Annotated in this window: 21 protein-coding genes; 11 read left to right on the forward strand and 10 right to left on the reverse strand. The window is 60.1% G+C overall.

Annotated features, from left to right (window positions below; genetic code table 11):
• Positions 1 to 143: 143 nt before the first annotated feature.
• From MRBLRC7O_RS02160 to MRBLRC7O_RS02170, 3 genes are all read left to right on the forward strand, one after another.
• Entirely contained in the window at positions 144 to 749 is a 606-nt protein-coding gene (locus tag MRBLRC7O_RS02160; RefSeq protein ID WP_004440387.1) for a YqgE/AlgH family protein, read from the forward strand.
• 107 nt (positions 750 to 856) lie between these two features.
• A complete protein-coding gene (locus MRBLRC7O_RS02165) occupies positions 857 to 1,048 on the forward strand; it encodes a CsbD family protein (RefSeq protein WP_003509115.1) in 192 nt (63 codons plus the stop codon).
• A gap of 169 nt (positions 1,049 to 1,217) precedes the next feature.
• The gene (locus MRBLRC7O_RS02170; RefSeq protein WP_060723004.1) at positions 1,218 to 2,312 is read left to right on the forward strand and encodes a zinc-binding metallopeptidase family protein; all 1,095 of its coding nucleotides are present in this window, start codon (positions 1,218 to 1,220) and stop codon (positions 2,310 to 2,312) included.
• 196 nt (positions 2,313 to 2,508) lie between these two features.
• Here the strand turns inward: MRBLRC7O_RS02170 and MRBLRC7O_RS02175 are convergent, their stop codons facing one another.
• The 4 genes from MRBLRC7O_RS02175 to thrC form a co-directional block, all read right to left on the reverse strand.
• On the reverse strand, positions 2,509 to 5,424 hold the full coding sequence (locus MRBLRC7O_RS02175; protein ID WP_003509110.1) for an EAL domain-containing protein: 2,916 nt from the start codon (positions 5,422 to 5,424) through the stop codon (positions 2,509 to 2,511).
• Positions 5,421 to 6,020 carry a GNAT family N-acetyltransferase gene (locus MRBLRC7O_RS02180; RefSeq protein ID WP_003509108.1) on the reverse strand — a complete coding sequence of 200 codons (600 nt, stop codon included), beginning with the start codon at positions 6,018 to 6,020 and terminating at the stop codon, positions 5,421 to 5,423. Before MRBLRC7O_RS02180 ends, MRBLRC7O_RS02175 begins: the two co-directional genes overlap by 4 nt.
• 93 nt (positions 6,021 to 6,113) lie before the next feature.
• On the reverse strand, positions 6,114 to 7,412 hold the full coding sequence (locus MRBLRC7O_RS02185; RefSeq protein WP_003509107.1) for a M16 family metallopeptidase: 1,299 nt from the start codon (positions 7,410 to 7,412) through the stop codon (positions 6,114 to 6,116).
• A gap of 21 nt (positions 7,413 to 7,433) precedes the next feature.
• A complete protein-coding gene (gene thrC / locus MRBLRC7O_RS02190; RefSeq protein ID WP_003509105.1) occupies positions 7,434 to 8,831 on the reverse strand; it encodes a threonine synthase in 1,398 nt (465 codons plus the stop codon).
• A gap of 263 nt (positions 8,832 to 9,094) precedes the next feature.
• Between thrC and MRBLRC7O_RS02195 the strand changes: the two genes are divergently transcribed.
• Positions 9,095 to 9,634, forward strand: coding sequence for a hypothetical protein (locus tag MRBLRC7O_RS02195; RefSeq protein WP_003509103.1), 540 nt, complete (start codon positions 9,095 to 9,097; stop codon positions 9,632 to 9,634).
• Between the two features lie 70 nt (positions 9,635 to 9,704).
• On the opposite strand, the gene MRBLRC7O_RS02200 is transcribed toward MRBLRC7O_RS02195, so the two are convergent.
• The 3 genes from MRBLRC7O_RS02200 to MRBLRC7O_RS02210 form a co-directional block, all read right to left on the reverse strand.
• A complete protein-coding gene (locus tag MRBLRC7O_RS02200) occupies positions 9,705 to 10,019 on the reverse strand; it encodes a BrnA antitoxin family protein (RefSeq protein WP_003509102.1) in 315 nt (104 codons plus the stop codon).
• The gene (locus MRBLRC7O_RS02205) at positions 9,998 to 10,276 is read right to left on the reverse strand and encodes a BrnT family toxin (protein ID WP_003509100.1); all 279 of its coding nucleotides are present in this window, start codon (positions 10,274 to 10,276) and stop codon (positions 9,998 to 10,000) included. Before MRBLRC7O_RS02205 ends, MRBLRC7O_RS02200 begins: the two co-directional genes overlap by 22 nt.
• 71 nt (positions 10,277 to 10,347) lie before the next feature.
• Positions 10,348 to 11,037, reverse strand: a complete 690-nt coding sequence (locus MRBLRC7O_RS02210) for an HAD family hydrolase (RefSeq protein ID WP_003509098.1) — start codon at positions 11,035 to 11,037, stop codon at positions 10,348 to 10,350.
• A gap of 217 nt (positions 11,038 to 11,254) precedes the next feature.
• On the opposite strand from MRBLRC7O_RS02210, the gene MRBLRC7O_RS02215 reads away from it, so the two are divergent.
• Together MRBLRC7O_RS02215 and MRBLRC7O_RS02220 are read left to right on the forward strand one after the other, a co-directional pair.
• Positions 11,255 to 11,935, forward strand: a complete 681-nt coding sequence (locus MRBLRC7O_RS02215; RefSeq protein WP_003509096.1) for a GntR family transcriptional regulator — start codon at positions 11,255 to 11,257, stop codon at positions 11,933 to 11,935.
• 44 nt (positions 11,936 to 11,979) lie between these two features.
• Complete coding sequence (locus tag MRBLRC7O_RS02220) at positions 11,980 to 12,456, forward strand: DUF1284 domain-containing protein (RefSeq protein ID WP_035213437.1); 477 nt, start codon at positions 11,980 to 11,982, stop codon at positions 12,454 to 12,456.
• 174 nt (positions 12,457 to 12,630) lie between these two features.
• On the opposite strand, the gene MRBLRC7O_RS02225 is transcribed toward MRBLRC7O_RS02220, so the two are convergent.
• The gene (locus MRBLRC7O_RS02225; protein ID WP_080865935.1) at positions 12,631 to 13,731 is read right to left on the reverse strand and encodes a hypothetical protein; all 1,101 of its coding nucleotides are present in this window, start codon (positions 13,729 to 13,731) and stop codon (positions 12,631 to 12,633) included.
• A gap of 236 nt (positions 13,732 to 13,967) precedes the next feature.
• Here MRBLRC7O_RS02225 and MRBLRC7O_RS02230 point away from each other — a divergent pair, with 236 nt between their 5' ends.
• The 3 genes from MRBLRC7O_RS02230 to MRBLRC7O_RS02240 all read left to right on the forward strand — a co-directional run bounded on the left by MRBLRC7O_RS02230 (position 13,968) and on the right by MRBLRC7O_RS02240 (position 16,036).
• On the forward strand, positions 13,968 to 15,113 hold the full coding sequence (locus MRBLRC7O_RS02230; RefSeq protein WP_003509086.1) for a site-specific DNA-methyltransferase: 1,146 nt from the start codon (positions 13,968 to 13,970) through the stop codon (positions 15,111 to 15,113).
• Between the two features lie 378 nt (positions 15,114 to 15,491).
• The gene (locus tag MRBLRC7O_RS02235) at positions 15,492 to 15,743 is read left to right on the forward strand and encodes a type II toxin-antitoxin system ParD family antitoxin (RefSeq protein WP_003509084.1); all 252 of its coding nucleotides are present in this window, start codon (positions 15,492 to 15,494) and stop codon (positions 15,741 to 15,743) included.
• Positions 15,744 to 15,745: 2 nt separating this feature from the next.
• Entirely contained in the window at positions 15,746 to 16,036 is a 291-nt protein-coding gene (locus tag MRBLRC7O_RS02240; protein ID WP_026363704.1) for a type II toxin-antitoxin system RelE/ParE family toxin, read from the forward strand.
• 41 nt (positions 16,037 to 16,077) lie between these two features.
• Here MRBLRC7O_RS02240 and MRBLRC7O_RS02245 read toward each other — a convergent pair whose 3' ends face one another.
• Positions 16,078 to 16,689, reverse strand: coding sequence for an HAD family hydrolase (locus MRBLRC7O_RS02245; RefSeq protein ID WP_003509082.1), 612 nt, complete (start codon positions 16,687 to 16,689; stop codon positions 16,078 to 16,080).
• The gene (gene mutY, locus MRBLRC7O_RS02250) at positions 16,686 to 17,798 is read right to left on the reverse strand and encodes an A/G-specific adenine glycosylase (RefSeq protein ID WP_035213418.1); all 1,113 of its coding nucleotides are present in this window, start codon (positions 17,796 to 17,798) and stop codon (positions 16,686 to 16,688) included. Before mutY ends, MRBLRC7O_RS02245 begins: the two co-directional genes overlap by 4 nt.
• Before the next feature lie 127 nt (positions 17,799 to 17,925).
• On the opposite strand from mutY, the gene MRBLRC7O_RS02255 reads away from it, so the two are divergent.
• A complete protein-coding gene (locus MRBLRC7O_RS02255) occupies positions 17,926 to 18,390 on the forward strand; it encodes a hypothetical protein (RefSeq protein ID WP_003509080.1) in 465 nt (154 codons plus the stop codon).
• A gap of 27 nt (positions 18,391 to 18,417) precedes the next feature.
• Complete coding sequence (locus MRBLRC7O_RS02260) at positions 18,418 to 18,939, forward strand: DUF721 domain-containing protein (RefSeq protein WP_003509079.1); 522 nt, start codon at positions 18,418 to 18,420, stop codon at positions 18,937 to 18,939.
• The last annotated feature ends 76 nt before the right edge of the window (positions 18,940 to 19,015 follow it).

Genomic DNA, 19,015 nt, shown 5'->3' on the forward strand with positions numbered 1-19,015 from the left:
CATCGCCCGACGGACCAGTTACGAATTCGTGCGGTTCATCATTTTCGGTTGATTGATCGGGCGCGATGCCGCATCCTGTCCTCTGTCGAAGTGCGAACGCCGTTTTCCGTTGAGCGACGGAATTCGGTCTGCTGGAGGCGCCGGTGAGCTTTTCAACCCTGATGGACAAACGCGAACGTGGCTTTCTCGATGGCCAGTTCCTCATCGCGATGCCCGGGCTGGACGACGGCAATTTTGCCCGTGCGGTGATCTATATCTGCGCCCATTCGGATGCCGGGGCCATGGGCTTCATCATCAACCGGCCGCAGCAGATCACGTTTACGGATATTCTGCTGCATCTGAAGCTGGTGGATAGCAACGACGCCATCATGCTGCCCAACCGGACCCGCGAATTTCCAATCCAGTGCGGCGGCCCGGTGGAATCCGGCCGCGGTTTCGTGCTGCATTCGGATGACTATTTAAGCGAATCCAGCATTCCGGTCAGCGATGACATTTCGCTGACTGCAACGCTTGATATCGTCCGCGCCATTTCCAACGGCCGCGGCCCGCAAAGGGCGACCATGATGCTCGGTTATGCCGGCTGGGGTCCGGGCCAGCTGGAAAACGAGATCGCCAATAATGGCTGGCTGAATTGCCCCGCTGCGGAAGAGCTGATCTTCGACCGTGGGCTGGACAATAAATACGAGCGGGCGCTGGCCCTGATGGGCGTCGATGCGCGCATGCTCTCCACGGATGCCGGGCACGCCTGAGCCCCAGCAGAATTCCTGCCCCTTTCGGCTGGAACCAAATCCTGACCCCTGACGTTACCCACCCGGAAAGCCGGACAGACAGTACGGCTAAACTAGGGAGCAGTAATATGGGTAGCACATCTGACAAGATCGCCGGTAAAGCCAATGAAGTTGCTGGCAAGGTGAAGAAGAGCGTCGGCGAAGCGACGGGCAATAATGAATTGCGTGCTAAGGGTGCCGCCCAGGAAACCAAGGGCAAGGTTCAGAGCTCCGTCGGCAAGGCGAAGGACGCCGTCAAGGGCGCCGTCGACCGCATGTAATTCTGCATGAAACATTGCGCCTCTCCCACGATGCGGCGCATGGAGCGCATGTGTTATCGCACATGCGCTCTTGTCATGTGAGGGCCATGACGGACCGGGCCGCTACGCCTGCGCCTTCACATCTTATCTCTGCTTTTCTTTCACCCGTCCCATCGCAAGGGTTTCATACATGAAGCTTTTCTCCTGCGCATCCTGCGGCCAGCCTGTCCATTTCGACAATCGCTTCTGTGTCTCCTGCGGCCATCGTCTGGCTTTCGTGCCGGAACGGCTTTCCATGGAAGCGCTGGCGCCTGCGGGTGAACCGAACTGGCAGATCGTGGCCCAGCCGGAAAAGCAGGTGCGGTTTTGCGCCAATGAGGTGAATGATATCTGCAACTGGTCTGTGCCGGCGGAAAGCGCCAATGCCTTTTGCCCGGCCTGCAGCCACAATCGCCTGGTGCCTGATATGGCCACAGAGCAGGGGATTGAACAATGGCACCGCATCAGTCAGGCGCAGCGGCACCTGTTTTATTCGATCCTGCGGCTTGGCCTGCCGCATCCCAATCGTGATGCTGACCCCGCAGGCGGCCTCGTCTTCGACTTTCTGGTGGATGAGGTGGCGCTCGATGGTTCCGTCATTCCCGCCATGACCGGCCACGACGAAGGCCTGATCGCCATCCGCGCGGCCGAGGCCGATGACGCGACGCGCGAACAGGTGCGCGCCAACATGAACGAGCCATACCGCACCATGCTTGGCCACTTCCGCCACGAGGTCGGGCACTTCATCTGGAACAAGCTGGTGCGGGACGAAAACCGGCTGGAGGCCTGCCGCGCCGTCTTTGGTGACGAGCGCGAGGATTATGGCGCCGCCCTGCAACGCAATTATGATGGCGGGCCGCGCCCCGACTGGCAGGAGAATTTCATCAGTTCCTATGCCTCGGTCCACCCCTGGGAGGATTTCGCCGAATGTTTCGCCCATTATCTGCATATCGTCGATACGCTCGAAACCGCACGCGCCTTCGGTGTGGCGATCGATCCTGACGGGCACGAGGAAATGGCGGCGGAAGTGACGTTCGATCCCTATAAGGCCCGCAGCGCCGCGCAGCTGGTGAAAGCCTGGATCCCGCTCAGCGTCGCCATCAATTCCATCCAGCGCAGCATGGGGGAGGCGGACCTTTATCCCTTCGTGCTGACGCCGCCGGTGGTGGCGAAGATGGAGTTCATCCACGACCTGTTACATGGGAGCGTGGCGGCGGATGCGCAGCCGGTGATGATGGTTCAGTAAATATTCGGCGTGCAGGTTGAAAATCCGAGACGTTCCGGGGAGCATTAGCCCTCTCCGTCGTCATCCTCGGGCTTGTCCCGAGGATCTGCCGTCGGTAGTTTTAGCATGCGTGATTAGATCCTCGGGACAAGCCCGAGGATGACGTGGAATTTGAGGAGGAGACTGCGCCCCCTCGCTTCCATGTACGCAATATCCCTTACGAAGCCCGCTTCGTCGGCTGGAACCGCTCCCGTAGAAGCTTCAGCGCCGCATCGCCGGAGACCGGCGTGCCGAACAGGAAGCTCTGGCCGAAATGGCAGTTCATGCGGGCCAGTTCGGCCGCATCTTCAGGCGTTTCGATGCCTTCCGCCACCACCTGCATGTCGAGTGCGCGCGCCATGGCGATGACGGAGCGCAGCAGAACGTTGCGCTTGTCGCTGGTATTGGCCACCAGCGCCTTGTCGAGCTTGATCGTGTCGAAGGGGAAGCGGGTGAGGTAGGCGAGTGACGAATAGCCGGTGCCGAAATCATCCATGGCGAGGCTGAGGCCGGTTTCCTTGAGCTTGGAAAGCACCAGCCGCGCCTGTTCCGGGTTTTCCATGACAACCGATTCCGTCAGCTCCAGCTTCAGCTGCTGCGGATTGCAGCGCGTGCGGGTCAGCATGCCGCGCACGTCGTTGTACAATTCGTTGTTCAGCAATTGCGCGCTGGAAATATTGACGGAGATGAAGATCGGCATCTTTTCGATGGCGTGCTGCCAGTCCATCAGATCGGTGGCAGCCCGTTCCAGGGCGAACATGCCGAGAGGCTCGATCAGGCCGGAGGCCTCCGCAATCGGAATGAATTCGCTCGGAGGGATATTGCCGCGCTTGGGGTGCTCCCATCGCATCAGCGCCTCAAAACCGGCCAGCTCGCCATCGTCAAGCTTGACGATGGGCTGGTAGGCCAGCGACAGCTCCTTGCGCTCGATGGCGCGGCGAAGATCGCTTTCCATCTGCAGGCGGTCGGTGCCCGAGGTGCGGAAGGCGGGGCGGAACGGCTCGACGCGGTTGCCGCCAGCCCGTTTGGCGCGATACATGGCGAGTTCCGCATCGCTGAGCAGTCCGGCCGCACTTTCCTGCTGGTCGATCCATGAGACGAGGCCGATGGAGGCGGTGAGGATGATTTCGCGATTGGCGAAATTGATCGGCACCATGATCGCCTTGTTCACCGCATCGGCGAAATCGGCCACACGCTGCGGATCGCGCTCGGAGGTGAGGATAAGGCCGAACTCATCACCACCGAGACGCGCCAGGGTATCCTGCGGTTTCAGCAGGCGGCGCAGACGCCGTGTCAGCGCGATAAGGATATTATCACCCGCGGCAATGCCGAGCGTATCGTTGACCAGCTTGTAACGGTCGATATCGATCGCCATCACGGTCGGGCGCACGCCTTCGCTGTCGGGCGACAGGTTGAGGATCGATTGCAGGCGGTCGAGGAACACCTGCCGGTTCGGAAGCCCGGTCAGATTGTCGTTCATCGCATCCTGCAGCAACCGTTCCACCGAGTTCTTCTGCTCGGTAATATCGGTGATGGTGCCGACGCAGCGGATGATTTCGCCGTTGGAGCCGAGAACCGGACGGGCGCGGATTTGCAGCCAGTGGAAATGCCCGTCTTCGGCGCGAATGCGGAATTCGTGGTTGAGGCGGCCCTTGCGATGGTCGAGCAGCACGTCGAGCGTCGCCTTGAACCGGTCGCGATCGTCAGGATGCAGGCGCGGCAGCCAGTTGCGCGCAGCGCCGTGCATGGCGCCGGGTTCCAGCCCCAGCCGGTTGGAAATATCGGGCGTGGTGACGATGCGGTCGCGCGTCACGTCCCAGTCCCACACGGTATCGCCGCTGCCCGTCAGCGCCAGAGATTGCCGTTCGAGGTCGGAGAACAGGCCCTGCTGATAGGCGCTGCCGGCGAAGGCGTGCTGGATGACGGTAAAGCCGATCAGAAGCACGATCAGCACCAGCCCGCCGCCGAGTGCGGGCTGCACGATGTCGTTGTCCAGCTGCCCCGTCACCGTCAGCCAGCTGCCGAACAGCCAGACGAGGATGAGCGCCCAGGAGGGAACGAGCAGGATCGCCCGGTCGTAACGGTTGAAACCGAGATAGATGATGAGTGCGATGCCGGCCGTTGCGGTGAGCGCGAAGGACACGCGCGCGATGCCTGACGCGACCGACGGATCATAGATCGCCACGCCGAACAGCAGCGCCAGACCCACCACCCAGGCAAAGGTCGCATAACCCAGATGCGCGTGCCAGCGATTGAGATTGAGATAGGTGAAGAGGAAGACCACGAAGCTGGAGGCGAGCGCCACTTCCGCGCCCGCCCTCCATATTCGCTGATCGCTTGAGGTGACGGTTATGAGCTTTTCAAGGAAGCCGAAATCGACGCAGATATAGGCAAGCACCGCCCAGGCGAGTGCGGCCGAGGCCGGCAGGACGGAGGTTCCCTTGACCACGAAGAGAATGGTCAGAAGCACGGCCAGCAGGCCGGCAATGCCGAGCACGATGCCGCGATAGAGCGTAAACGCGTTGATCGTGTCCTTGTAGGCCTCCGGCTCCCACAGATAAAGCTGCGGTAGCTGCGGCGTGGAAAGCTCGGCGACGAAGGTGATGACGGAGCCGGGGTTGAGCGTGATGCGGAAGACGTCGGCATCCGGGCTCGGCTGCCGGTCAAGCGCAAAGCCTTCACTCGGCGTAATCGCCATGATGCGCTGCGAGCCGAGATCGGGCCAGAACAGCTTGGAATTGACGAGGCGGAAATGCGGCGCGACGATCACGCGCTCCAGCTGTTCTTCGGAGACGTTGGCGAGCGCAAAGACCGCCCAGTCGCCCTGGTGATCGTTGGAACTGGCGCGCACCTCGATACGGCGGCGGATGCCATCAGGGCCCGGCGCGGTCGAGACCTGAAAGGCTTCGCCCTGATTGGCGTAGATATCGGTGGTGGCCGTCAGGTCGAGCGCCGTGTCGTCACGGGAAATCTTTACCGGCTCAAAAGCAAAGGAATGGGAAGCAAAAAGCAGGAACAGCAGGAAAAACGGCGCAGCCAGCGCGATTGCCGCCAGACGTTTCGCAAGGCACGGCGCAGAGTGATTGTAGGTCATGTATCGTACTTCGTTCCGCCGGAGCTTTGCTTGTCGGCAAGAAGGGAAAACATCATATGATCCCGCCATTGGCCATTGATTTTCAGATATTCCCGCAAGAGACCTTCCCGCTGGAACCCGGCGTTTTCGAGAAGCCGGATGCTTTTGAAGTTTTCCGGAATACAGGCTGCCTCGATACGGTGCAACTGAAGTCCGTTAAAGATGTATGGTATTACCAATTTTAATGCGGCAGACATATGGCCTTGCGCGGCGTGGCGCTCGCCGATCCAGTATCCGATCATGCAGCTTTGCGCCGCACCCCGGCGGATGTATCCGATGGTGATACCGCCCACCAGGAGCGTCTCTTTTTCAAACAGCAGGAAGGAGACGGCGGTGCCGGAGGAAAACTCCTGGCCATTGCGCACCACGCGCATGCGGAAGGCGCCCTCCGTCAGTTCGTCCGGGCGCCAGGTCGGCTCCCAGGGCTGAAGAAACTGTCGGCTTTCCGAACGCAGCACATGCCATTGCTTGAAATCGCCGTAGCGCGGCAGTCTGAGAAGGTGATTGGCGCTGCGCAGTTCGGGCGTGTCGCTATGTCGGGAAAGAAAACGCAGCATTCACGATCCCTGTGCGGCAGACATCGCCATCCGCAAGCGGGATGGCGAAAAAGGTGAGCGGACTTCGCCTTTAAATCCCGCCCTCATATCGGTTTATCCGTTCGCCTTTATCCTTGCGGGCTGCTGCGCGGAAAGCGCGGCAGTGATGTCGGAAAGAGGCGGCAGATGTTCGAGCGGGCCAATTGCAGACAATGTCGGAACTGTATCGAAAAACAGCCGTCCTGCAAGATCGGTCAGGCGCGCGCGGGTGATGTCGCCCAGCCGCTCCATCATTTCCTCATTGGGGATGGGCCGGCCGTAAAGCATCATCTGCCGGGCGATCTGTCCGGCGCGGGCGGCCGGGCTTTCCTGGCCCATCAGCAGTTGGGCGCGGATCTGCGCGCGAGCACGGTCGATTTCCTCCTGATGGATGACCTGCGAGGACTTGCGCAGCTCCTCGACAATGACCGGCACCAGTTCCGGCAGGTCGTTGCCGCCAGTGGCCGCATGCACGCCGAAGATGCCGGTATCGGAAAAACCCCAATGAAAGGCGTAGACCGAATAGCACAGGCCGCGATATTCGCGCACTTCCTGGAACAGGCGGGAAGACATGCCGCCGCCCAGGATATTGGCGAGGATCTGCGAGCAATAGAAGTCGCGGGCGTGATAGGCCTTGCCCTCGAAGCCGAGAAGCACCTGCGCGTCCATGAGGTCGCGGGTCTCGCGGATTTCGCCGCCGGTATAGATTGCCTTTTCCATAACCGGTGTTGCCACCGGCAGCTGCGGCAGTGAGGCGAAACGTTCTTCCACCTGCTTCACGAAGCTTTCGTGGTCGACAGCACCGGCCGCCACGACGAAAATGCGGTCCGTCGTGTAGTTGCGGGCGAGATAATGCCTGATCTGGCCTGTCGTGAAGGATTGAACGGTTTCCGGCGTGCCGAGGATCGGGCGGCCGATGGTCTGGTCGCGATAGGCGACACCGGAGAAATTGTCGAAGATCACGTCGTCGGGCGTATCTGTGGCTGCACCGATCTCCTGCAGGATGACGTTTTTCTCCCGCTCCAGCTCTTCTTCGTCGAACAGCGATTCCGTCAGGATGTCGGCAAGGATATCGACGGCGAGGGGGACGTGGTCTTTCAGGACGCGGGCGTAGTAGGAGGTTGTTTCCGTCGATGTCGCGGCGTTGACTTCACCGCCGACATTTTCGATCTCTTCGGCGATCTGGCGGGCGGTGCGGCGCGCCGTACCCTTGAAAGCCATATGTTCGAGAAGATGGGCGATGCCGTGTTCGGCAGTCGTCTCGTTGCGGGATCCGGATTTGATCCACACCCCAAGAGCAACGCTTTCGAGATGCGGCATTTTTTCCGTGACAACGGTCAACCCGGACGAAAGCCGGGTCACATTAACTCTCATACTCAACGTCTTTCCGCGTCTCTATTTGCCGGCGCGTGCATGGCTGCCGATGAAGGTTTCCACGGCTTTCAGCTCTGCATCCAGAATGTCGAAACGCTCCTCCCGGTTCATAATGTCAGCTAACCATACTGGAAGCGCAGGCTCGATTGCGCAAGCGGATTTTACAGCGGCCGGGAATTTAGCCGGGTGAGCGGTCGACAGGACAACCATCGGGCTTCCCGCTTTTTCGTGCTTTTCCGCCACGAAAACACCGGTCGCCGTATGCGGATCGATGAGGTAGCCGGTTTTCTCAAGCGTGTCGCGGATCGTTGCCGCCACCTGCTTTTCGGTGGCGCGGCCGGCGCGGAAATCCTTCTTGATGAATTTCAGCGCATGCGGCGGAATTTCAAATGCGCCGGACTGCTTCAGCCCGTCCATCGATGCCTTCACCGCGGCGGAATCACGGCCATAGGCTTCAAACAGCAGCCGCTCGAAATTCGAGGAAATCTGGATGTCCATCGAAGGCGAGGTGGTGGGCTTGACGCCGCGCATCTCGTAACGGCCGGTCTTCAGCGTGCGCGCCAGAATGTCGTTGTCATTGGTGGCGATGACGAGCTTGTCGATCGGCAGGCCCATCTTCTTGGCGACGTAACCCGCGAAAATATCACCGAAATTGCCTGTTGGGACGGTGAAGGAAACCTTCCTGTCGGGACCGCCGAGCGAAAGCGATGCGGTGAAGTAATAAACCACCTGCGCCATGATGCGCGCCCAGTTGATGGAATTGACGCCGGAAAGCTTCACGCCGTCACGGAACTTCACGTCGTTGAACATTTCTTTGACCAGCGTCTGGCAATCGTCGAAATTGCCATTGATCGCCAGCGCATGCACGTTGGAGGCGGTGGAGGTCGTCATCTGGCGCTGCTGCACCGGGGAGACCTTGCCGTTCGGGAAAAGGATGAAAATGTCGGTGCGCTCACGCCCGGCAAAGGCGTCGATTGCCGCACCGCCCGTGTCGCCTGATGTGGCGCCGACAATGGTCGCGCGCTCGCCGCGTTCGGAAAGCGTATAATCCATCAGGCGGGCGAGAAGCTGCATCGCCACATCCTTGAAGGCGAGCGTGGTGCCGTGGAAAAGCTCCAGCACGAAGGTGTTCGGGCCGGTCTGCGTCAGCGGCACGACGGCCGGATGGCGGAAGGTCGCATAGGCGTCGTCGATCATCGCCTTGAACTTGTCGGCCGGAATTTCGCCGCCGGTGAAACGGTAGAGAACCTCGAAGGCGACATCCTGATAGGACTTGCCGCGCAGGTTGCGGATTTCCTTCTTCGACATGGAAGGCCATTTGCGCGGAACATAAAGCCCGCCGTCACGGCCAAGGCCCGCCAGAAGCGCGTCGCAAAAACCAAGCGAAGGGGCCGCACCCCTGGTCGATACATATTCCACGAGATAGTCCCTTATCCGTTACCGATTGATCGGCATCTTTTCCGCAGCGTCTTACCGGAATGAGGCGGTTGGGCAGCTAATGAAGGGCTTTTTTGAAAATTCAAGCAAAACCGAACATGCCAATCGATTTTTTCCGGCGTCGCTGCTATAGACCATCGCCAACCTGCGTGAAAGGTCAATAAACAGCGTCTCCGGTTCTGTTCCGGGACAATGGAGAGGGAATTAGAAGAGTGTCAGGGAATTTCTTGCGTTTGTCCGCCGCGATGTCGCTTCTCGCCGTTGTTGCAGGATGCAATTCCTCCAACCCGTCGGACTCGCTTGCCGTCAACCCGCCGGCCGCGCAGGCCAATGCGGTCACCCCGGTGGTGCAGGCCAACTGCCCGACGGTCACGGTTCTAGACGCCAACGCCGTGCACCGCGTCTATGCCGGCGGCGCCAAGGATGACCCGCAGAAACTCGCCTATCAGGTCTCGCTGTCAGACACGACGCGCTCCTGCACCGCCAATGAGTCGACGCTGACGGTGAACGTGCTGGCCCAGGGCCGCCTGGTTCCCGGCCCGATGGCCAAGCCCGGTCGCGTCACCGTGCCGATCCGCGTGACGGTGAAGGACGGCGACGGCGAGATTTTCGGCGAAACGACCAACTTCGCCATCGATCTGCCCGCAGGCGGGGCCGGCACCCAGTTCATCTTCAACAACGACCATGTCGCCATCCCCAACGGACCGGGCGGCGCGCCGCGGTCTGTCAGTGTTTATATCGGCTTTGCCGAGCAGGGCGCGAAGGCCAAGACCAAGCGCCGGTGATCTGACGGGCGAAATGTAAAAACCGGAGGCTGCTCTGCCGTCTCCGGTTTCTTGTTGCATGGCAACGAGTTCAAATGCCTGCGGCCTTCCGCAAAGCATCATTGATGCGGCTCTGCCACCCTTTGCCACCCTCGCGGAAACGTTCCACGACATCCTCATCAAGGCGCAACGTTACCTGTTTCTTAGGCTTATCTACCGGTGGGCGGCCACGCGTCTTTCTGTATTCATCAATTGCTTCGAAAAAAGCAGGTGGCAAAACGTCTCGGGCGGGGCGCGCATTTTCGAGTTCTTGATCCGTCATTTCCGGGAAATCAACGGCGTTCCAGTCCGCTTCGGTGTAGCCGCGTCCGGGTTTGAATTTTTTTAGTTTTGCAGCTTTGGCCATGGCAACCTCCTTCTTTCCTTGGAACTCGCCCTTCGGAAACTGATAATGGATATCGCTTCTGTTCCGACAGTCGCAAAAACGATAGCCATCGTTCCGTCCCGAAAATATCCGATCGCTTTGAAGCGCGAATTTCCCGGTCCGGTCAGGCTTTTCTCGATGATGGCGTTCTCCCAGTCGAAGCCATCAATATCCGCGAAGTCGAAGCCGTGCTTCTCGATATTGGCGAGCCGCTTGGGCTCGTCCCATATGATTTTCATGAATTAATGTAGCTACATTTATTAAAATATCAATGCTGCCACTCAGATCACGAAAGAAGTCCCATCACAACTTAAAAAGCGCCTTCCCACTCCGCCATTGCCGCAATCACGGCCGGCAGGTCCTGCATGCGCGAAATCACCGTTTCGGCACCCGCATCCGTCAGCCGGTCGGCGTGGCTCGGATAGGTGTGGGATGCGCCGGTAAAGCCCACGACCCGCATGCCGGCCGCTCTTGCGCCATGGATGCCGTGCACGGAATCCTCGACCACGACCACGCGGTCAGGGGAAACGCCGAACTGGGCCGCGCCATGCAGGAAGATATCCGGTTTCGGCTTCACGCGGTCGGCCCCGAGGTCCTTGGCGGAATAGATATGCGGCGCGAAATAGGGCTTGAGGCCCACCTTCGTCAGCATCATGTCGAGGCGGTGGCTGGAGGAGTTCGAGCAGATGCAGCGGGGCGTGGTCAGGCGGGACAGCGCGAATTTCACGCCCTCGATGATCTTCACGTCGCGTTCCAGACGCATGTCGAGCAGCTTTTCGGACTTGTCGAGCAGCGAGGCGGAGAGCGGAATGCTGGCTTCGCTTTCCACCTGCAGAAGAATGTTCTTCCAGGTCATGCCGGCGAAACGCTCGCCCATTTCCTCGACGGAGATCGGATAACCGGCCTCGGTCAAAAGGCGGGATTCCACCTGCGCCGCGATGATTTCGGAATCGACCAGAACGCCGTCGCAGTCGAAAATAATGAGGTCGAAGCCGCTCATGGGCGCTCCCTGTATCGGATTTGCTGGAAGAAAATGATGCCGGGCTTTTAGACCATGTCTGCGCCAAGCTCAACCGGTTCACCCGCAAGGGTCGGTCCCATCAGGCTCATGGCTGGCAGGGATGCGGCAAGTGAGCGGCTTCGAATATTCGGCGTTGCGCCATGTGATGGCGCAAAAACCGCTACACACGGCCGCGCCATATGCGTTATGGGATGTTATGCCCAAGACAGTGAAAAACGCGCCCGAAGACACCATTGCAGCACGCATCAGCCGCACGCTTGCCGACCGTATCGTTCGCGGGGAGCTGTCGCCGGGCGAACGCCTGAGGCAGGATCACATCGCAGCCGAATTCGGTGCATCGCATGTGCCGGTGCGCGAGGCGTTCCGCCGGCTGGAGGCGCAGGGGCTGGCGGCCAGCATCCCGCGCCGGGGTGTCCGGGTAGCGGATTTCGGCCTTGACGATGTGCGAGAAGTGGCGGAAATGCGCGCCGCCCTTGAAGTTCTGGCGCTACGCCACGCCATTCCAAACATGACGCCTGCCATTCTCGATCAGGCGGAGGCCGCAACGCTCGAAGGCGATAGCGCCGTCGATGTGCAGCATTGGGAGGAGGCCAATCGCCGCTTCCATCGCCTCATCACCGCGCCCTGCAACATGCCGCGCCTGATGGAGGCGATCGACGGCCTGCATGCGGCAAGCGCCCGCTTCCTGTTTTCCGCCTGGCGCGCCGGCTGGGAGCGCCGCACCGATACCGATCACCGGGCGATCATCGATGCGCTGCGCGGCGGCCGCGCCGAGGAGGCGGTGCGTATTCTGGACGGACATGTGCAATGGATCGGCCGCAAGGCGATCCGCACCTCGTCCGGCTCGGTGCGCGACGCCTTCGCCATCGTCGGATAGGGTGGCCCTTGACCGTCCGTCTCCGGCCCCACCATCTTCTCTGCATGCTCACCTATGTGGGCAAGGGTTATACATCAGGCTTCGTTGAAAATTACGACCGCGTCGCCACCCGGCTGAATGCCGGCGAGGAAGATATCGAGCTGGTGGATGGCCCGGACGATATTTGCGAGGGCCTGCTTTGTGAAAGCCATGCCCACTGTTTCAACGAAGGCGTGGTGCAGCGGGATGAGATGGCCCGCCTTTCGGTTTCAGCACTTTTGGGCGAGACGCTGACCGCCGGCAAGCGGCTGCAGGCGACACCGGACTTTCTTGTAAAGATGCGTGTGGCTTTCGCTGCCGGCGAGATCAGGCAGGCCTGTCGCGGCTGCCAGTGGATAAGGCTGTGCGACCGCATCGCGGCGTCAGGCTTTGCGGGTGTGAAAATCGGCGAGCCGTTACCAACCGTGGCGAAGGATGCGGCGCGTTTTTCGAAGCATCCGATGCTCAGGCCCAAATATGGGTCGTCTGGCCGGAAACACTGATGACGTTTTCTCCATCCTCATTCCTGTGCTTGTCACAGGAATCCAGCCAGCCCAAGTCTTTGGGCTGAAAGAACTCTTCCGTCGCGCAGACGCGCGTCGGCTGGATCCCTGTGACAAGCACAGGGATGAGGGAGGGAGGCAAGCGGAATGAGGAGAGGGGCCGCGCCGCGCCGATTACTCTGGCACACTCGTCTCGGTTCTCTCGGCGGCCTTGACCGTCGCCTTGATCTCCTTTGGCTCGCGGCCGGATTTCTTGTCGTAGCTCACCTTCACCGAATATTCGCCGGGATGCAGGGTTTCCTGATGCTGCGTGCCGTAACGGCCGGAAATTTCCTTCTGCGTGCCCTGAATATCCCTGGTCGTTTCGACGATATCGATCCGTTCGGCACCGGGGGCCTTGATTGCGAGAACACCCGCATCGAGATCGATTGTAATTTCGGTTCGTTTTCCGGCCGTCACGGTGAATGGCTGTTCCACCGTCACCTTGCCGAGACGGGCACGCATGACGAAATCACCAGCCGGCATTTCCATCATCTTGCCGGTGCCGTAAATGCCGTTGATGGTCTCACGCGTGCCATCCAGCGTTTCCTTGGCTGACATGGCTTCGAAGCGGATATCATCCGTTTCCACCGCCCTGCCGCCTTCCGCATAAACGGCCTTGGCGATCACCACGCCGCTCGGAATGACAAGCTCGTGGCTGATCTTCTCGCCTGCCTTGATGGCCAGTTTCTCCTCAGCCCGCGCCGGGCCGATGCGGCCGGTGAGGAGGACTTCGCCCGCGGGCACGAAGACAGTGTTCTGGCCGTAGACGCTATCCTTGAAATCATCCCTGGTGATTTCGGTTTTCGCCTGTGTTTCCACATCGCCGCCGGGGCTGCGTTTCGGTACGATCGTCAATTCCGCCGCATCGAAATTCACCTTCGGCCTCGCAACGTTTCCATCCCTCACCTCGAAGGGCACTTCGCGGGTCACATTGCCCAGCGCCGCCACGCCGACATATTTGCCCGCCGGCAGCTTCGCCTCGAAGGTGGCGTCATAGGAGCCGCCGGCATTGTCGTCGGTGCGCCCGCCGGCGCGGTCGGCCTTGTAGAAATCCCACCGCACCCGGTCGCTGTTGCCGAGCGAGGGGCCGCCATCGAACAAAACCGCGTCGGTGATGACGTTATATTGCGGGGCCGGTTGCTGCGCCTGCGACGGCGCCGGCAGCGCCGTTGCGAAAAGCGCGGCGCAAACGACATTCATGGAAAAAGAAGCCATTTTCATCACGGACCCCATTGCGGATTACCCCCTGCCAGAATGGCTCTTCCTGCCGCGCCGATATGCGGCGACAGGAGAACCCGTTGTGCACAACGTTTTTGCCGGACTTCGGGTTCCCCGCCGGCCGCCGCAAATCGCTCCTGCGCGCCGCAACAGCCATTTATTTCGCATTTTCCGTGACTTGTTCAGGCTTTGATAACCATCTTCGGTAACCATAAGCCTCAGTAGAGAGTAAGCGTATGGAGCGAGTACCAATGGCAGCAGTTTTTCCGCTGGCCGATTTTCGGCGTGCCGGTTTTGATCGTGCGGGCGAGAGTGACGCCTGGAAAGACAGCATCATCAAAGGTGATTGTGTCGCTGCCTTGGATGCCCTCCCGAGCCAGTCGGTGGATGCGATTTTCGCTGACCCGCCCTATAACCTCCAGCTTGGCGGCACGCTGCATCGTCCCGATCAGTCGCTGGTCGATGCCGTCGATGACGAGTGGGACCAGTTCGCCTCCTTCGAGGCCTATGACGCCTTCACCCGCGCCTGGCTGCTCGCCTGCCGCCGCGTGCTGAAACCGAACGGCACCATCTGGGTCATCGGCTCCTACCACAACATCTTCCGCGTTGGCTCCATGCTCCAGAACCTCGATTTCTGGATCCTCAACGATATCGTCTGGCGCAAGACCAACCCCATGCCCAATTTCAAGGGCCGCCGGTTCCAGAACGCCCATGAGACCATGATCTGGGCCAGCCGCGATCCGAAAGCCAAGAACTACACCTTCAACTACGATGCGCTGAAGGCCTCCAATGACGACGTGCAGATGCGCTCCGACTGGCTGTTCCCGATCTGCAGCGGCCATGAGCGCCTGAAGGGCGACGACGGCAAGAAGGTGCATCCGACCCAGAAGCCGGAAGCTCTGCTGGCCCGCATCATCATGGCCTCCACCAAGCCGGGCGATATCGTGCTCGACCCGTTCTTCGGCTCCGGCACTACGGGTGCAGTTGCAAAACGCCTCGGCCGTCACTTCGTCGGCATTGAGCGCGAACAGGATTACATCGACGCGGCATCGGCCCGCATCGCCGCCGTTGAGCCGCTCGGCAAGGCGGAACTGACCGTCATGACCGGCAAGAAGGCCGAGCCGCGCGTTGCCTTCAACACGCTGGTGGAAAGCGGTCTCGTCCGTCCCGGCCAGGTGCTGACCGATGCAAAGCGCCGTTATAGCGCCATTATTCGTGCCGATGGTACGATTGCATCCGGCGGGACGGCCGGCTCCATTCACCGCCTCGGCGCGAAGGTGCAGGGTCTCGACGCATGCAACGGATGGACGTTCTGGCATTTCGAGGACGGCGACGCGCTGAAGCCGATCGACGATCTCCGGACGATCATCCGCAGTGAAATGGCAAAGGCCGAATAGTCGAAAGCCCAAAAAGCCGAAGACGGACGATCCACCGCCCGCCCTTGTCAGAATACGTCTCTGTCCGGTTTAGTACCTTCAGTCCCGGATGGAGAACGACCAACGCCCGGCACTTCGGTGTCGGGCGTTGGTATTTTCGAGTATCTTATTTTAGCCAGACAAGTTTCGCGCAAGAGACGAGCAATACTGTCTCAAATCAGAGCAGTGGTTGTGAAAATCCAGTCAGGACAAATCACAAAAAACATTGCGTCCGATGCCGCTTGCGGCAGGACTGGCGCAGGCCGGAGACCGCCATTTCCGCCTGCGCCAATTTCTTTTCCCGATATGTTTTGACAAACTTTGCCAAATTCTTCACTCTCCCATCAAAGGGAGATGAATATGGCGACCATGAACATATCGCTGCCTGCACCCATGAAAGAATGGGTTGAGGCCCAATCCAGGACAGGCCGTTATTCGAATGCGAGCGACTACGTGCGAGACCTGATCCGCAAGGATCAGGAGCGAGGCGAAAAAATCGCGGCGATGCAGCATTTTGTGGATGAGGGATTGCAGAGCGGTGCCGGGCATCGCTCGCAACAGGCCTTGTTCGCCGAGGCTGAAGCTCGTTCCATGAAACGCAAGATCGGTTGATCGTGGGCTTTCGCCTGTCTCTGCTCGCGGAAGAAGACGTCATTCGCATAGCCGAAGAAGGCATCGCGATATTCGGGCTGGCGCAGGCGCAAAAATATCACCGGGAACTCTATGAGATATTTGAGCTGATATCTCTCAACCCACGCATGGCACGCGAGCGGCACGAGTTGTTACCGCCGCTGCGTATCCATCGGTTCAGGGCACACCTGGTTGTTTATGGCGTGGGAGCGGACGATGATGTCTTGATCGTCCGCGTCCGTCACGCACATGAGGACTGGGTCAACGAGTCGTAGCAGGCGGGGCACGCACGTCACCATTTTGCACGGCAGCTCGCTTACGCTTCCACCCCATAGGCCCGCAAATCCTGCTTCAGCTTTTCCGCACCGGTGAAGTGCACGGCCTGCCAGCCGGCTGCTTTCGCGCCTTCGACATTGGCGAGTGTATCGTCGATGAAGATGCTTGCGGCGGGGTTGAGGCCGAATTCTTTGGCGTGCAGATCGTAGATTGCCACATCAGGCTTCAACAGCTTCACATCACCGGAAACGGTGACGCCGCGCGGCAAAGTGAGGAAGGGGAACATTTTCTGCGCCTCGCGGAAGGTGTCGGAGGCGAAGTTGGTCAGCATCGTCACGTCGTGGCCGCCGTCGATCAGGGCAACCATGATCGCGACGCTGTCATCGTAGGAATGCGAGACCATTTCGTGCCAGAACTTACGGAAGGCGCGAATGTGTTCTTCCCGCTCGGGGAAGCGTTCCACCAGCAGCGCTTCGGCATCCTCCCAGCGGCGGCCGCGATCCTGTTCGAGGTTCCAGTCATGGGTGCAGACATTCTCGAAGAACCATTGGCGCTCGTCGGCATCGGGAATGAGACGGCTATAGGGAATATGCGGATCGTAATGGATCAGCACCTTGCCGATGTCGAATACGATATGCTCAATCTTGGTCATCGAAATTTCCTGCGTTCATCGAATGCGGATGGAATAGCTTGGGCGATGACTTTTTTCATCACCGTTGGCAGCGCCTGCGCGTCAAGATTTGTAACCGGCTCCCACCATCCGTCATCCGGGCGGGTTTGAAGGCCGTCCGGCGCCTGCGCGCGATAGACGGTGAGCCGCAGTTCGAAATGGGTGAAGACATGCACGATGACGCCCGCCGCCTGCCAGCCGGCGGCAAAGGGCGCATGGCTCGCCTCCGTGCCGCCATCCATGCGCGCGGTCCACGCCGTTGTCGGCACCTCGGTCATGCCGCCGAGAAGCCCGCTTTCGATGCGCCGCCGGAGCAGGATTTCGCCGCTCGCATTCACCGCGACGAAGGCGGCCCCGAGCCGCACCGGCTTTGCCTTCTTTGCGGCCTTGACCGGAAACCGCTCCGGCTCGTCATGGGCAAGCGCAAGACAGTGGCCGTTGAACGGACAGAGCGCGCAGGCCGGCCGTTTCGGCGTGCAGATCGTCGCGCCAAGGTCCATCATCGCCTGGGCAAAATCGCCGGGCCGATCAGGGGGCGTAAGCTCGGCCACCTTCGCTTTCATCGCCGGTTTGGAGCCGGGCAGGGGAGCATCGATGGCGAAAAGGCGGGAGATGACGCGCTCGACATTGCCGTCCATGACAGCCGCCTGCCGGTTAAACGCGATGGCAGCGACAGCCGCGGAGGTATAATCGCCGATGCCGGGAAGCTTCTTCAGGCCTTCTTCCGTATCCGGAAAGACGCCGCCATGTTCATTCGCCACGGCTTCCGCGCATTTTTTAAGGTTGCGGGCGCGGGCATAATAACCGAGCCCGGCCCATGCCGCCATGACATCCTCGACCGGCGCTGCCGCCAGATCGCTGACGCTTGGCCAGGCGGCGAGGAATTTCAGGAAATAGGGTTTTACCGCCTGCACCGTCGTCTGCTGCAGCATGACCTCGGACAGCCAGACATGATAGGGATCGGCGCGGTTTCCCTGTCTCGCCTTGGCGGGAGACGTGCGCCATGGGAGCTCGCGATGGTGCCGGTCATACCATGCGAGAAGTTGTTCCGCTGTCGGACGTGATATTTGTTGCCGCGTATGTGTGTTCATCGCCACTGAACATAGACACGGTACGGCAATCTGCAACAGGAGACCCGTTGCTGTGACGTGGAAAACCGTGTCCGGTGACGAACGCCCGACATCGAAACCCATGATCCGATTTTGGAGGAAGAGCCCCATGCCGAATGCGCTGCTGGATAATATACCCCAACCGCTGCTTTATGTTATCGGCGTTCTGTTGGCCCTGTGCCTGATTGGAAGCCTGCTGAATCATATTGGCCGGCTGTGTTTCGGGCGGCAGAACAGCGTGGCGTTTGTGGTTTCCCGCCTCATCGGCGAAGTCCGTGAACTGGAGAAGATGAGAGGCAAGCCCTCGCGCCGCTTTCGAATTATCGAATCCGGTTTCTGGGCAATTTTCTGCCATGGCCTGTGGATATACCTCTCCGTCATCCTGACCTGCATGTTGGTGATTGCCGTTATCTCGGATAAGCCGGGAGTACCACATCTGAAGTTTTTGGCTGGGGCTTATTTCCTCTTTGGATGTTTGGTGGCGGGAGTGATACGCTTGGGCGCCTGCCGGGACTGGCGACGATTCCGCGCATTGTTGCGCGGAGAAGAAGATGACGATGGCGCGACCGCTTGAGGTCGCTTGGCCTCTGTCGAGGAGAGTATGAAGAAACCCGCAGATTCATTCCGGAAAGGCGTCGTGCAGATCGCCGAAGTCGCCAATGGCATCATGGACCCCGTGTTATCGAAACGGGCGGGTATCAACACCGCGCTGCTCGGTTCCTGGGACGAGATCGCCGGTGAGGATTTTGCCGATTGCACGCGGCCGGAAAAGATCACCTGGCCGCGCCGCGACGAGGGCCCGGATCGCGGCGGTTATCAGCCGGGCGTGCTGACCATCGCCTGCGAAGGCGCGCGCGCTTTGTTCCTCACCCATGCGCAGGGCGAACTTATTGCCCGCATCAACGGCTTTTTCGGCTTTCCGGCGGTGCGCCAGATCAGGATCGTACAGAAACCGGTCTCCCAAACCATTCACCGTCGGGGCAAACCGCAGCCCCTGCGCGGCGATGCGGCAAAACGTCTCGACGACATGATGGAGGGTATCGAGAGTGAGGCGCTGCGCAAGGCGGTGGAGAGGCTCGGCACGGCGGTCTTGCAGAAGAAGCCGAGGGGCCGGGCGATTTGATCGGTCCGGTTGTCCTTGACTGGTCACAATTCTTTGACAAGAAGAGTCCAAAACCCCGCTTGTGATGAACAGGCCG

This window comes from Agrobacterium radiobacter (assembly GCF_040801995.1).
GTDB lineage: Bacteria > Pseudomonadota > Alphaproteobacteria > Rhizobiales > Rhizobiaceae > Agrobacterium > Agrobacterium radiobacter.